The sequence below is a fragment of the Curtobacterium sp. MWU13-2055 genome (assembly GCF_023242305.1).
Lineage (GTDB): Bacteria > Actinomycetota > Actinomycetes > Actinomycetales > Microbacteriaceae > Curtobacterium.
Genome location: NZ_JALLIO010000001.1, coordinates 82,947 through 97,239, shown reverse-complemented (window position 1 = coordinate 97,239; position 14,293 = coordinate 82,947). Strand labels below are relative to the sequence as shown.

The window sequence follows — 14,293 nt, the reverse complement described above, 5'->3', positions numbered from 1 at the left end:
CACGATCCGGTAACGTGACCGACGATGACGACGGATGCCGCCCCTCCCGCACCCTCGGCCCCGGCGACGCAGCTCGAACCCGGCCGGGCACCGCGCCGTATCCCGATGTGGGACACCGCGCGGTTCGTCGCGGTGACCCTCGTCGTGATCGGCCACGCGATCCAGCGCCAGACGACGGCGAGCGAGCACGCCCTGGCGCTCTACACGTTCATCTACGCGTTCCACATGCCCGCGTTCGGTGTGATCAGCGGATACTTCTCGTCGGCCGACACCCCGACGGCGAAGCGCATGCGCCGGACGATCACCGACATCGTCGTGCCGTACATCATCATGCAGACGATCTGGACGGTGGTGCAGGGCATCGTCGAGGGCGGCAAGGACTTCAACCCGACGCAGCCGACCTGGACCCTGTGGTTCCTGCTGGCCCTCGGCATCTTCAAGCTGATCCTGCCGTACCTGGCGCAGCTGCGGTGGCCGTTGTTCTGGGCCGTCGTGTTCAGCATCGGCGTCGGCTACTTCGACAACGTCGACTCCACGCTCTCGTTGTCCCGTGCGATCAGCCTGCTGCCGTTCTTCCTGCTCGGGTGGCAGGTCAAGCAGTGGGGGCTCTTCGACCGCTGGTACGAGGCCTCGCGCCGCACCGTGGTCCGGGTGCGCGTCGCCGCCGGCGTCGTGTTCGCCGCGTGGGCCGTGTCGTGCGCGGTGTGGATCCCGCAGTTCAAGGAGTTCGACCTGCACCACTGGTTCTTCTACGACGACTCGTACTCGGGTCTCGGCGAGGACGCGTGGTGGGCCGGCGCCGTCCGCTTCGGCCTGATGCTGCTCGCGACACTGCTCACCGCGTCGTTCCTGGTGCTCATCCCCCGCCGGAACATCTGGCTCACGCAGTTCGGTGCGGCGACGATGTACGTGTACCTGCTGCACACGTTCGTGCTCTACCCGATCCGCGAGTCCGGCGTGCTCGCCGGTCCGCACTCCGCGTGGCCGTTCGTGCTCCTGATGGTCGCGATCGCCTGCGCGGTCAGCCTCTTCCTGGCGCAGCCCTTCGTGCGGCGCGGGATGCGCTGGCTGCTCGAACCGAACGTCGGTTGGCTGTTCCGTCGCGACAATTGACATTTCCGCGCAAGCAGTCGTCTTCGCTGCGCTCAGTCGGCAGCGCGCGACGTCGCGGCAGGCCGCGACCGATCCCCGTGGTCGCCGCCGTCAGACGAGCGCGCAGGCTCGACCGGGAGGCCCGTGGCGCGTCGGGCGTGCGCGTTACGTCCCGAGGCGGGTGCGCTGGTACCAGCGCGACCACCTGCGTACCGTGACACCCGACGCACAGACGCGCCGCGCCTCCAGGCCGAGCGCAAGGCGACCCGACGACCAGCCGCACCGGACAGGAGCACCAAGATGACCGAGCACGACGCCGCGCAGTGGCGGTTCGAGACCACGCAGGTCCACGCCGGCGCACAGCCGGACCCGACCACGGGCGCCCGCGCCACCCCGATCTACAAGACGACCTCGTACGTCTTCGCGAACTCGGACGAGGCCCGCGACCTGTTCGCCCTCGCCAAGCCGGGCAACATCTACTCCCGCATCATGAACCCGACGAACGACGTCGTGGAGCAGCGCATCGCGGCACTCGAGGGCGGCAGCGGCGCACTCCTCGTGGCGTCCGGCCAGGCGGCGGAGACCTACGCCGTGCTGAACATCGCGGGTGCGGGCGACCACATCGTGTCGTCGTCGTCGATCTACGGCGGCACGTACAACCTGTTCAAGTACACGCTGGCGAAGCTCGGCATCGAGACCACGTTCGTCGAGGACCAGGACGACCTCGAGGAGTGGCGACGCGCCGTCCGCCCGAACACGAAGCTCTTCTTCGCCGAGACCATCGGCAACCCGCGGATCAACGTCCTCGACATCACCGGCGTCAGCGACGTCGCGCACGAGTCCGGCGTCCCGCTGATCGTCGACAACACGATCGCGACGCCGTACCTCATCCGTCCGTTCGAGCACGGGGCCGACATCGTCGTGCACTCGGCGACGAAGTTCCTCGGCGGCCACGGCACCGTCATCGGCGGCATCATCGTCGACGGCGGGAAGTTCGCCTGGTCCCAGCACCCGGACAAGTTCCCGGAGTTCAACACGCCCGACCCGTCGTACCACGGCGCGGTCTTCGCCGAGGCCGTCGGCAACGAGCTCGCCTACATCGTGAAGGCCCGCGTGCAGCTGCTCCGCGACCTCGGCGCGTCGAACTCGGCGGACACCGCGTTCGCACTCCTGCAGGGCATCGAGACCCTGTCGCTCCGCATCGAGCGCCACGTGTCGAACGCCCAGGAGATCGCCGAGTGGCTCGACCAGCACCCGGACGTCGCGACCGTCGCCTACGCCGGCCTGCCGACGTCGCCGTGGTACGCCGCGGCGAACCGGTACGCGCCGAAGGGCGTCGGCGCCGTGCTGTCGTTCGAGCTCAAGGGCGGGGTGCCCGCGGGCAAGGCGTTCGTCGACAACCTGCAGCTGTTCTCGCACCTGGCGAACATCGGCGACGTGCGCTCGCTCGTGATCCACCCGGCGTCGACCACGCACTCGCAGCTCACGCCCGAGCAGCAGCTCACCACCGGGGTCACGCCGGGCCTGGTGCGACTGTCGGTCGGCATCGAGAACATCGAGGACCTGAAGGCCGACCTCGAGGCCGGGCTCGCCGCGGCCCGTGCGGTCTCGCAGGAGGGGCAGCGCGCCTAGCGTTTCCCCGCCCGGGGCACCGACTCGGAACGACAAGGTCGACGTCGCACGACGTCGACCTTGTCGTCTCCCCACCCGTGCAACAGTTGCCGACGCGGCGGTGCGACTTCCTCGATGTCGTACGACGTCGACGTTGTCGCACCCGCCCGCGCACCCACCCGCGCACCCACCGCAGACGCCCGGACCAGGACGACGCGAGCGCGGCCTGCGACCCGGCCACGGGGCGGGCGTGACGTAACACGGCGGCGGCGACCCGCGCCTCCCGGCAGACTGGACGCACCATGGACTGGCAGACGACCCCCGAGGACTCCGTGCCGTCCACCCTGGTGCCCGGCGCCGAACTCGGCACCATCGGCAAGCCGCCGGTCACCGGCGCCTGGCGCCCCGGCGACCACCCGGGTGCGCGCCACTTCGCATCCCTCGGCGAGCAGTGGGTGCGCGGCGGGCGACTGCCGGCCGTGCGGGTGGCGTACGAGTCGTGGGGCACGCTCAACGCGGCGCGCGACAACGCCGTCCTGCTCTTCCACGCGCTGACCGGCGACTCGCACGTCGCGGGCGCACCCGGTCCGGGCCACCGCACCGCCGGCTGGTGGGGCGACGTCGTCGGACCCGGCCTGGCGATCGACACCGACCGCTGGTTCGTGATCGCACCCAACATGCTCGGCGGGTGCCAGGGCACCACCGGGCCGTCGTCGGTGGCACCCACCGGGGTCGAGTGGGGCTCGCGCTTCCCGTTCGTCACCGTGCGCGACCAGGTCGAGGTGCAGCGCCAGCTCGCCGACCGGCTCGGCATCGACGTGTTCGCGGCCGTCGTCGGCGGGTCGATGGGCGGGATGCACGCCCTCGAGTTCGCGGTGTCGCACCCCGCACGCGTCCAGCGGCTGGCGGTGCTGGCCTCGACGGCGCAGACCACGGCGGACCAGATCGCGGCGAACTCCCTGCAGCGCTCGGCGATCCAGATGGACCCGGCGTTCGCGGGCGGCGACTACTACGAGGCCGACGCCGGCGAGGGCCCGCACCGCGGGCTGGCGCTCGCGCGGCGGATGGCGTTGATGACCTACCGGGCGTCGGACGAGCTGAACGGCCGGTTCGCCCGGTCGTGGCAGAGCGACGTGTCCCCGCTCGGCGACGACGGGCGGTTCTCGGTCGAGAGCTACCTCGACTTCCACGGCAACAAGTTCACCCGGCGCTTCGACGCGTCGTCGTACATCACCCTCACGCACGCGATGGACTCCCACGACGTCGGGGCCGGGCGGGGCGGTGTCGCTGCCGCGCTCGAACTCGTGACGGCCCGCGCGCTCGTCGTGGGGATCTCGAGCGACCGGCTGTTCCCGATCGAGGACCAGCACCGGATCGCCGCCGGGGTGCCGGACACGCTCGACGGGGACACGGCCGCGGTGATCGAGAGCGAGTTCGGGCACGACGGGTTCCTCATCGAGCACGAGCAGGTCGGCGCGCACCTGCGGCGGTTGCTCGACGGCTGAGCGCGACACGGCGCGCGCCGAGGCCGCGGCAAGCGCCGGGGCGGCGGCACGCACCGGTGTGACGGCACGCGCGGCACGGCGCGCCGAACACCCCCCAACGGGTGTCGCCCGTGGTTGGATGGCTGCGAGCCCGGACTGAACGAGGCTCGGTTTCCCCGCACGACCCGTCACACCAGCTCGTCACCAACCAGGACATCGATGGAATTCATCGCACAGGAACGCGACCGCTTGCTGCGGGCGACGACCCGTGTCGTGGGCATCGTCTGCGCGCTCATCAGCGTCGTCGGCGTGGTCTCCGCCGCCGCGGTCTCCGCCCTGCCGCTCGTGGGCGCCCTGCTGTGCATCGCCGCGATGGTCGCCGCGTTCGTGTTCTTCGGGCGCAGTGGCAGCGTGTGGTGGACCGCCGCGATCCTCGTCACGGGGCTCGCCTCGCTCGCGCTGCTGTTCTCCGGCGTGGACGAGTCGGTCCGCCCGCTCGTCGCCAGCGCCGTCATGCCGCTCGCGGGCGGCTCGCTGTCCGCCCCGCTGATGGCGCAGCGCGGCCAGCCGTTCGGCCTCGGACTCACGATCGGCACCGGCGCGATCGTCGTCGTCGTGATGGTGTGGGCCACCGGCGGGCTCCTGTCGACGCCCGTCAGCGGCGCCCTGCTCGGCTGGGTGCTCATCGCGGTCGTGGCCGTCTGGATCTCGCGCAGCATCCCCCGCGTCGCCCGACGGATCTACAGCATCGGCACCGCGCACCGCGCTGAACGCCAGGCCAGCGAGACCGAGGCGCAGCGGCGGCAGGGTGCGCGGCTGCTGCACGACACGGTCCTCGCGACGCTCACGCTCCTCGCGCACTCCGGCGTCGGGGTCTCCGAGCAGGCCATGCGCGAGCAGGCCGCCGAGGACGCCAGACTCCTGCGCCACCTGCGACTCGGCGCGACCCCGCAGCCGTCGCAGTCGGGCGACTACTCGCTCACCCGCGAAGAGGAGTCGCCGCTCGGCCAGACCCTCGAGTCGGTGAAGCAGCGCTTCGGGCGGATGGGCCTCGAGGTCAGCTGGCACGGCACCGGTCAGGTGCTGCTGCCGTCGCACGTGCTCGACGCCTTCCTGCTCGCGCTCGGCGAGTGCCTCGAGAACGTCCGCCGGCACGCCGGTGTCGGCGAGGCACACGTCACGATCGTCCACGACAACGACATGGTGCGGGCCATGGTCACGGACTCCGGCGTCGGGTTCGACCTGACCACCGTCAGCGCCGAACGACTCGGCTTCAAGGAGAGCGTCGTGAGCCGCCTGCGCGAGGTCGGCGGCGACGCCAAGCTGTTCTCCGCGCCGGGCTCCGGCACCACCGTCGTCCTGGAGGCACCGCGATGACCCGGGTCCCCGAGGACACCATCAGCCGTGGCCTGCCCGGCGAGTCGACCGGCCAGCAGCCGCCCCGCACCCGCCGCGAGGCGCGCGAGCGCTACCGCACCAGCGAGCGTCGGCAGGCCCGCGGGCTCCCCTCGACCTCGACCGGCGCACGGTCGCTCCGCCAGGCGGCCAAGCCCGGCGCCTCGCTCGGAGCCGGGTACCTCGGCCTCGGCGCCGCGGTGCTCACCGCCATCGAGGCCGTCTCCGGCATCGTGTACTTCCTGGTCCGCTGGTCCGACTTCTCCGACCCGTGGCTGCCCGCGGCCGCCTGGATGCTCTACATCGTCGCCGCGGTCGGTGTCGGCCTGAGCGTGCTGACCTACGGCGAGCGGTTGACCGGGCTGGCCTTCGTGCTGATCTGCGTCGTGCTGGCGTGCGTCGTGACCCTGGACTTCATCGGCATCTGGCCCGAGCACGACATCGCCCACACGGCGTCGGCCTCGATCGCCGCGGGCTTCGCGCTCCTGCCGATCGCCACGCTCCGACCCGCCCGCGAGGTCGCCGCCGCCATCGCGGTGCTCGGCCTGGCGTTCGTCGTCATGAGCGTCGCCTCGACCCCGATCACCAACGACACGCTGCCGGGCATCGTGTCCCTGCTGGCCCTCGTCGTCGTGCCGCCGTCGATCGCCCTGTACGTCGTGCAGCGGTTCCGGCAGCTCGTGCAGCGGGAACTCGACCGGGTGCTCGTGCAGAGCAACGTGCAGGCGCCGCAGTTCGCCGTCGGCATGCTCGCCTCGGACGAGCTCGCCCGACTCGACCTGGCCGCCGAGAAGCTGCTCGACGCCGTCGCGAACGGCACCGATCCCCTGCCGCTGTCGGACGCCTCGAGCTCCGTCGCCGCCTCGCTCGCGACCGAGCTCCGCCTGCACCTCATCGAGGGACGGCGCGAGACCTGGCTGTACCACGCGATCACGGAGTCCGACCACCTCGGCCGTTCGGTGAGCGTCGCCGACCCGGGCGCCCTCGCCGGACACCTCTCGCCCGCCCAGCGCGACGGACTGCTGCAGGCCCTGTGGCAGATGGTCGGCGACGGCCGCACCGCCACCCCTGGCCTGCCGGTCGTCTCGGTCACGCTCGGCCCGGTCGGGTCCGACGGCCACCCCGTCACCGACGAGCGGATGGACGTGCCGGTCGTGATCGAGTCCCGCGGCGTCCAGCGCCGACGCCTCGGCCCCACCGCCTGGAGCGCCCTGCAACGCATCGGTCCGTACACCGAGACCGTCCGCGACGGCGCGCTCCACATCGTCGCCCACTGCGTCGTGGACCGACATCCGTCGATGTAGCTGCCGGACACCCGGACAGCCTGCCCGTGCCACGTGCCCCTCCCTCCTAGGATCGGGCACGAACTGCCCCCGAGAAAGGACGCCCGCATGGCGACTCCAGAGGAACCCATCCGACTCGCACTCGTCGACGACCACAGGATGCTCCTCGGCGCGCTCACGGAGTGGATCCGGAGCGCCGCCGACGACATCACGCTGGTGGCCGCGGTCACGACCTGGCCCGAGCTCCTGACGAGCCCGGCGTTCCCGGTGGACGTGGTGCTGCTCGACCTGGACCTCAAGGACTCCATCCCGGTGTCGCTGAAGATCTCGACGCTCAAGACCGCCGGTGTGAAGACCGTCGTGATGAGCACCTACTCGGAGCCGAACGTCGTGCGCGAGGCCCTGGCGGCCGGCGCACTCGGCTACCTGGTGAAGAGCGAGGACGCCGACATGATCGTCGAGGCGATCCGCTCCGCCCAGCGCGGCGAGCAGTACGTCTCCGCCGAGCTCGACCTGGCCATCAACAGCGGCGACGTCGGTGGCGTCCCGAAGCTCAGCGCCCAGGAGCGTCGCGTGATGGCCCTGTACGGCGGTGGCGAGCCCGTGAAGAGCGTCGCGTACCAGCTCGGCATCTCCGAGGAGACGGCGAAGAGCTACCTCAAGCGCATCCGCGAGAAGTACCGCGTTGCAGGCTTCGACGTGGGCACGAAGGTGGCGCTCCGGAAGCGGGCGATCACCGACGGCATCATCGTGCAGGACGGCGGCCCGCTGGGCCTGTAGCGCGCGGCGCACGTGGGCGCTTGCTCGCTTCGTGAGCACAAATGGTCGGGTCCCATCACGGGACCCGACCATTTCTGCTCACCATGGGCGGTCTGCCGCACTCACATCGGACGGGAGGCCCGTGGCGGCGTCGCCACGGGCCTCCCGTCCGGTGCGTGGGCACGCCCACCGCGCGCGGTCAGTGGATGGGGACCGGCCTGCGGTCTGTCCCGCCACAGCGACACGGTGCCGCCGATGCCGGCGGTCCGTTCCACGAAAGCGACACTCTGCCGCGAAAAGTTCGCGGCAGACTGTCGCTTTCGCGAACCGCGCTGGCGGCGCCCGCGCGCGGTCAGTGGATCGGGACGGGCGCGGTGATCGGGCCGGTGCTCGGCGACGGGGAGCGCAGCGCGGCACGCCGCGTGGTGCGACGCTCGACCGAGTAGCTGAACATCGTGACGAGGACACCGAGCAGCGCGAGGACGATGCCGAGCCAGCCCGGTGCGACGAACCCGAAGCCGGCAGCGATGACCGCACCGCCGAGTGCAGCGCCGAGCGAGTTGCCGATGTTGAACGCGGAGTGGTTGAGCGCCGCGGCGATCGTCCGGGCGTCGCCGGCGACGTCCATCAGGCGGGACTGCACCGCCGGCGGGATCGCCGACGAGGTCGCACCGAGCAGGAACGCGCCGAGCAGCATCCCCCAGAGCCACTGCGCGGTCAGCACCGTGAGCAGCAGCGCGCCGATGAGCGAGAACATGCCGAAGTAGATCGTGCGCTTCACGCTGTGGTCGGCGAGGTGTCCACCGAGCACACCGCCGACGACCATGCCGATGCCCACGACCACCAGGACGATCGGCACGAACGACTCCGGCATGCCCGTGACGTGCTGCACGAGCGGGGAGATGTACGAGTAGACGGCGAAGAACCCACCGAACCCGACGGCGCCGAGGCCCATCACGATCCAGACCTGTGGCACGCGGAAGGCGCGGAGCTCCCGGCCGATCGTCGCGTGCTCGTCACGGGCGCTCTTCGGCACGAAGGCCGCGACGGCGAGGAACGTGAGCGCGAACAGTGCGGCGACGACGCCGTAGGCGATCCGCCAGCCGGCGAGCTGGCCGACCCAGGTGATCGCGGGGACACCGACGACGTTCGCGACGGACAGGCCGAGCAGCACCATCGCGATGCCCTTGCCGCGCTTGCCCGGGCCCATCATGTCGCCGGCGACGATCGAGGCGATGCCGAAGTACGCGCCGTGCGGCAGGCCGGCGACGAACCGGGCGACGAGCACCAGGCCGAACGACGGCAGGAGCGCGCTCGCGATCGTCGCGAGGACGAACCCGATGAGCAGCACGAGGATCAGGCCCTTGCGCGGGAACTTCGCCGACATGGCCGCGATGGTGGGAGCACCGACGACGACCCCGAGGGCGTAGGCGCTGACGAGCCAGCCCGCGTGCGCGATGCCGGCATCCGGGTCGAGGCCGTACTGCTGCGGCAGCAGCGCCTGCGCGATGTTCGGCAGCAGACCCATCGCGACGAACTCGGTCGACCCGATGGCGAAGCCGCCGAGGGCGAGCGAGATGAGCGCGGCGGTGCGACGCGCAGGCGTGAGCTGTGACATGGGGCCTGTTCTCGGACGACGTCCTGCACGGGCGGCGTCGGATCGGGGTGTCGGCTGGACGGTGTCGCCTGGGCGACGGTGGTGACGGAGGCGTCCCGCGGTCGTCGCGGCGCACGTGCCGATCGGCAACGCGGCCACGCCCGAGCGGGGTGCCGGTCCGGGTTCAGCAGCGAACGGGACGGTCCGGGTGGCGACGACCATCCGGTCCGAGCAGTGTAGACCGCTCCAAAGGCCGAACGGAAGTCGCCGTGCGCGGCCAGCACGGGTCGCACCGGGCTGGCCCGGTCGTACCCGAGGAGAACCGGGTCAGGCCGCCTGACGCTCCGTGTGGGCGGGACGCGTCGACGCGGGTGCGAGATCGGGCAGCTCGTCGCGGTGCGTCCAGCCGGAGCCGCACTCGGCGCACGTGGCCCAGGCGTTCTCGCCCTGTTCGTCCGTGTCGATGACGACCGTTCGCAGGTCGCAGTCGGGGCACCAGCCGTCGTGGGTCATCACGCGCTCCTCGTCGTCTCGGGGCCACCGGATGTGGCTCGACAGGGGCCATGAGACACCCGACCACCGACATCCGCGGGAGGGCGTCGGCGTGTCGCGCGGGCCCTCGTTGTTCAATGAGCACGTGACCCTCGCCACCACCGTGCTCGCATCGTGCCGCGCCGGCGCGCCCGTGAACTGCGAGGACGCCACCGACCCGATGGGCATGGTCATCGTGCTCATCGCGGTGCTCGCCGGCATCGCGCTGCTGACGGTGTTCGTGGTGCTCGGACCGGACCCCCGCCGTCGGACCCGGGCGCGGCGACGCGACAAGCGCTGAGCGCTGAGCGCTGAGCGCTGAGCGCGAGCGCGAGCGCCGAACGACAGCGCCGAAGGCGAGCGCCGAGCAACAGCGCCGGCCGCTGAGCGCTACTCGCCGAGCGCCGCTTCGAGCCGCTCGAGCTTGCCGTCGATCTCGCCGGTGTGCCCCGGTCGGATGTCGGCCTTGAGCACGAGCGACACCCGCGTGCCGTAGACGCCGACGGCCTCGGTGGCGCGCTTGACGACGTCCATGACCTCGTCCCACTCCCCCTCGAGCTCGGTGAACATCGACGACGTGCGGTTCGGCAGGCCGCTCTCACGGACCACCCGCACGGCTGCGGCGACGGCGTCGTGCACGGAGCCGTCCGCCTGTTCGGAGGGACCACCGGACGGAGCAACGGAGAAGGCGACGATCATGCGTCCATCCTGCCCGCGCCCCGGCCCATCCGCACCAGCTCGACCACGGTCCACGCCAGGATCGCCACCTCGAGCACGTTCCGCAGCGTCAGCACCACGAGCATCCACGGCTGCAGCGTGAGCACCTGGTCGTAGTAGGCCGGGTAGATCAGCTGCGTCAACACGGCGGTGGGGAGCGCGGCGATCGCGATCGGCACGAACCGGCGCACACTCGGCGTCCCGGCGGCCAGTCCCCACACGATCGGCACGGCGAGCCATCCGATGTACTGCGGCGACCCGACCTTGTTGGTGGCGATGAGCGTGGCGACGAACAGCAGCGCGAGCACGGGCGCGAGCTCGGCCCGACGGGCGCCACGGCGTGCGGCCCACAGCGCGAGGACGACACCGGCGACGACGACGATGGCCATCAGCGGCGTCGAGACCGCGGCCGCGGCGTGCGTGCCGGCGCCGGAGACCTCGAACGTCAGGATCTGCTGGTTGTAGAACACGGCCGCACCAGGAGCCCCGAACGCTGCCGACCACATGAACGGCGTCGCGAGCGGTGACTCGATCTGCAGCGCCCGACCGGTCTGCTCCCCGATGAACGACAGCAGGTACGGCGCTCCGCCCCAGAGCACGTCGACGAGCACGATGAGCGCACTGAGCACGAGGGCGCCCGCCAGCACACCGCGGCGGTGCCCCTTCCGCAGGAGCAGCAGCACGCCGACGAGGGCGGCCGGCCAGACCTTCGTCCACGCACCGGCGGTGAACAGCGCCGAGGCGACCGCCGGCCGCGAGGCGACGAAGGCCACCCCGACCAGCGCGAACACCGTCGCCACCGTGTCGATGCGGCCGAGCGCGATCGGCCCGAGTGCGAGCAGGAAGGCGAGCCACCACCACACGACCCGCACGCCACGCGACGACGAGCCGTCCGCACGCGAGCCGAACCCGCCGCGCGCCCGGAACCGCCACAGGAAGGCACACGCGACGGCGTCGAGCAGCACCATCAGCAGCAGCCACCCGGAGCCGATCGACGCGATCCCACCGAGTGCTGCGGCGGCCATCGGCACGATCGCCAGGATCGGGTAGACCCACTCGCCGTCGATGCCGACCCAGAAGTCCGCGCTCCGCCCGGTCTCGATCCACCGGCTGTAGGTGATGGTGACGTCGCCGAGGGGCAGGTTCGCCGAGATCGCGGTCAGCCACCACAGCGCCGCGTGCACGGCGGCGAACGCCAGGACGAACCCGACGCGTTCGATCCACGGGTTCCCGGTCCTGCGCACCGGACGAGCGTACCGGCAGCGAGCACACCGGAACCGGCTGAGAATCCCAGGCTCCCCCAACCATGACGTGTCACCGTCTTGCTCGTGACCACCGAAACCCCGCGCGGGCGCCGCAAGGCCGTCATCTGGATCTCCGTCATCGCCGCCGTCGTCGTGCTCGGCGTCATCGGGGCGATCGTCGCGACGAACGTCTACACGAGCAACGAGAACGCGAAGGCATCGGCGGCACCGTCCGTGGCCGCCAGCCGCGAGGCCTCCACCCTCGACGACTCCGACCTGTCCGGCGCGTGGACGGTCGGCGGCGACTCGGAGGCCGGCTACCGCCTGCACGAGGTCCTGAACGGCTCCGACGTCACCGTCACCGGCCGCACCGACAGCGTCTCCGGCAGCGCCACCGTCGACGGCACGAGCATCACGAAGGCGACGATCACGGTGCAGGTCGCCGACATCGCCACCGACTCGGACCAGCGCGACTCCTACTTCCGCGACTCCGCGATGGACACCTCCGCCTTCCCCGAGGCCACGTTCGAACTCACCGAGCCGATCGCCGACGCGGTCCCGAGCGGCTCGGACACGACGAAGGTCACCGCTGCCGGCAAGCTCACGCTGCACGGCGTCACGAAGGACGTCACCGCCGACCTGCAGGTCGGCCTGAACGGCGATGGCGTCGACATCTCCGGCTCGATCCCGGTCACCTTCTCGGACTACGGCGTGCAGGCGCCGAGCCTCGGCTTCGTGAAGGTCGACGACTCCGGCACGGTCGAGTTCCTGGTGCACGCGACCCCCGCGAGCTGACGTCCGCGACGCGCGTCACGCCCGTGACGTGCGCGACAGACGGACGGGAGGACCGGTGCGAGCTGGCACCGGGCCTCCCGTCCGTCCCCGCTCGCGTTCCAGGCCGCGCCCCCTCGCGCATGCGTGCGCATGTTGCGACCTTCCACCTGTCGAACCCGCGGTGTTTCGTCGGAACATGCGCACGAACCCATTGCGTGCGCATCCTGCGACAGAACACGCGTCGATCACCTCGTGGTTCGTCGGAAGGTGCGCGCGCACCGACCCCTACCCGCGCGCGTCGCCGTCGACGACCAGGTCCCGCACGACCCCGGGCAGCTCGGCGATGAGCCCCGTCATCGGGAACGGCCCGCCACCGGACGCCCGCCGCGCCGCGAGCCCGTGCACCACCGCGGCCGACGCGGCCAGGTGCGCGAGGTCCGACGGCGTCAGCGACGAACCAGCAGCCTCGACGGAGCCCTGCCGCGCGGCCACGACCGCGCCGAGCACCCCGCCGAGCACGTCCCCGGCACCGGCGGCGGCGAGCCACGGCGTCGCCGACGACGCCACCAACCGGACCGACCCGTCGGGCGTGACCACGTGCGTGCGCTCGCCCTTGAGCAGGACGACGCTGCCGGTCTGCGCGGCGGCACGGAGCGCTGCGGCGGCGGGATCCTGCTCGATCGACTCGCGGGAGACGCCGAGCAACGACGCGAGTTCGCCCGCGTGCGGGGTCAGGACGGCGAGCGGGCCGAGGTCGACGAGCGGGATCGCGCCCGCGTCGACCACGACCGGGACACCGTCGTCCGAGGCGTGCCTGAAGCCCGAGGCGGTCGTGGCGTCCAGGTCACCGAGCGACGACGCCGAGATGCCCGAGCCGACGAGCCAGGCCTGCACCCGACCGACGCCGGCGACGGACTCGGGGCGACGCGCCAGGACGCGGTCCGACGCCCGCGACGGCCCGACGTACCGGACCATGCCGACACCGGTGTGGACCGCGGCGTCGACCCCGAGCACCGCGGCACCCGGGTACTGGTCGGAGCCGGTCGCGATGCCGAGCACCCCACGGCGGTACTTGGTGGACTCCCCCGTCGGCGCGGTGACCCACGCGGCGGCATCGGACGGCTGGACGGGCACGAAGTCGTTCACCGGCCCCACGTTACGGTGGAGCGCATGAGCCTGTTCCTGCCTGGTCGCGTGGTGGTCTTCGACTACGGCGAGGTGATCAGCCGGACGCCGCACGCGTCACGCGATGCCCTCGTCGAGCTGACGGGGGTGCCGGCCGACGAGCTGTTCCCCGTCTACCAGGAGCTCCGCCACGACCTCGACCGCGGCGACCTGTCCGTCGTGGCGTACTGGCGGGCGATCGGCGAGCGCGTCGGGCGGAACTGGAGCATCACGGACATCCACCGGTTCTGGGCCGTCGACTTCACCGGGTGGTTCGAGGTCGAACCGGAGACCCTGGCGATCGTCGAGGAGCTGCACGACGCGGGGACCCGGGTGGCGCTGCTGTCGAACGCCGGCTTCGACTTCGGTGACCCGTACCGACGCTCCCCGATGGGCTCGCTGTTCGAGACGGTGGTGGTGAGCGCCGAGGAGCACGTCCTGAAGCCCGACGCATCCATCTACCGCGACACGTGCGCGCGTCTGGGAATCGAGCCGCAGCAGATGGTGTTCGTGGACAACAGGGCCGAGAACGCCACCGGCGCGGAAGCGATCGGGGCGGTCGGCCACCACTACACGTCGTCGGCGTCACTGCGGTCGTTCCTGACGGAACTCGCGGCCGAGCCGGCGCCCGTCCCCTGAGGA

General features: G+C 71.6%; 14 protein-coding genes. 9 read left to right on the top strand and 5 right to left on the bottom strand.

Going from position 1 to position 14,293, the window contains the following annotated elements:
* Positions 1-24 precede the first annotated feature (24 nt).
* The 6 genes from M4960_RS00420 (at position 25) to M4960_RS00395 (ending at position 7,645) form a co-directional block, all read left to right on the top strand.
* Entirely contained in the window at positions 25-1,113 is a 1,089-nt protein-coding gene (locus tag M4960_RS00420; protein WP_123294229.1) for an acyltransferase family protein, read from the top strand.
* 279 nt (positions 1,114-1,392) lie between these two features.
* Entirely contained in the window at positions 1,393-2,724 is a 1,332-nt protein-coding gene (locus M4960_RS00415) for a bifunctional o-acetylhomoserine/o-acetylserine sulfhydrylase (RefSeq protein ID WP_111086406.1), read from the top strand.
* Positions 2,725-3,005: 281 nt separating this feature from the next.
* Positions 3,006-4,208 carry a homoserine O-acetyltransferase gene (locus M4960_RS00410; RefSeq protein WP_248703206.1) on the top strand — a complete coding sequence of 401 codons (1,203 nt, stop codon included), beginning with the start codon at positions 3,006-3,008 and terminating at the stop codon, positions 4,206-4,208.
* Positions 4,209-4,406: 198 nt separating this feature from the next.
* Complete coding sequence (locus M4960_RS00405) at positions 4,407-5,564, top strand: sensor histidine kinase (protein ID WP_131879752.1); 1,158 nt, start codon at positions 4,407-4,409, stop codon at positions 5,562-5,564.
* Positions 5,561-6,886 carry a hypothetical protein gene (locus M4960_RS00400; RefSeq protein WP_248703205.1) on the top strand — a complete coding sequence of 442 codons (1,326 nt, stop codon included), beginning with the start codon at positions 5,561-5,563 and terminating at the stop codon, positions 6,884-6,886. The genes M4960_RS00405 and M4960_RS00400 overlap by 4 nt, the downstream gene beginning before the upstream one ends.
* A gap of 87 nt (positions 6,887-6,973) precedes the next feature.
* A complete protein-coding gene (locus M4960_RS00395; RefSeq protein WP_111086410.1) occupies positions 6,974-7,645 on the top strand; it encodes a response regulator transcription factor in 672 nt (223 codons plus the stop codon).
* 331 nt (positions 7,646-7,976) lie between these two features.
* Here the strand turns inward: M4960_RS00395 and M4960_RS00390 are convergent, their stop codons facing one another.
* Positions 7,977-9,242, bottom strand: coding sequence for an MFS transporter (locus tag M4960_RS00390; RefSeq protein WP_248703204.1), 1,266 nt, complete (start codon positions 9,240-9,242; stop codon positions 7,977-7,979).
* A gap of 306 nt (positions 9,243-9,548) precedes the next feature.
* Positions 9,549-9,734 (bottom strand): hypothetical protein, encoded by a 186-nt coding sequence (locus tag M4960_RS00385; protein WP_173168690.1) that lies wholly within the window; start codon positions 9,732-9,734, stop codon positions 9,549-9,551.
* A gap of 124 nt (positions 9,735-9,858) precedes the next feature.
* Here M4960_RS00385 and M4960_RS00380 point away from each other — a divergent pair, with 124 nt between their 5' ends.
* A complete protein-coding gene (locus M4960_RS00380; RefSeq protein ID WP_173168691.1) occupies positions 9,859-10,053 on the top strand; it encodes a hypothetical protein in 195 nt (64 codons plus the stop codon).
* Positions 10,054-10,142: 89 nt separating this feature from the next.
* Here M4960_RS00380 and M4960_RS00375 read toward each other — a convergent pair whose 3' ends face one another.
* Entirely contained in the window at positions 10,143-10,451 is a 309-nt protein-coding gene (locus M4960_RS00375; protein WP_123294222.1) for a thiamine-binding protein, read from the bottom strand.
* A complete protein-coding gene (locus M4960_RS00370; protein ID WP_248703203.1) occupies positions 10,448-11,713 on the bottom strand; it encodes a hypothetical protein in 1,266 nt (421 codons plus the stop codon). The genes M4960_RS00375 and M4960_RS00370 overlap by 4 nt, the downstream gene beginning before the upstream one ends.
* An 84-nt stretch (positions 11,714-11,797) precedes the next feature.
* On the opposite strand from M4960_RS00370, the gene M4960_RS00365 reads away from it, so the two are divergent.
* Positions 11,798-12,508 (top strand): YceI family protein, encoded by a 711-nt coding sequence (locus M4960_RS00365; protein WP_248703202.1) that lies wholly within the window; start codon positions 11,798-11,800, stop codon positions 12,506-12,508.
* Between the two features lie 264 nt (positions 12,509-12,772).
* On the opposite strand, the gene M4960_RS00360 is transcribed toward M4960_RS00365, so the two are convergent.
* On the bottom strand, positions 12,773-13,633 hold the full coding sequence (locus M4960_RS00360) for an ADP/ATP-dependent (S)-NAD(P)H-hydrate dehydratase (RefSeq protein WP_248703201.1): 861 nt from the start codon (positions 13,631-13,633) through the stop codon (positions 12,773-12,775).
* 24 nt (positions 13,634-13,657) lie between these two features.
* On the opposite strand from M4960_RS00360, the gene M4960_RS00355 reads away from it, so the two are divergent.
* The gene (locus M4960_RS00355) at positions 13,658-14,290 is read left to right on the top strand and encodes an HAD family phosphatase (RefSeq protein ID WP_173168694.1); all 633 of its coding nucleotides are present in this window, start codon (positions 13,658-13,660) and stop codon (positions 14,288-14,290) included.
* The last annotated feature ends 3 nt before the right edge of the window (positions 14,291-14,293 follow it).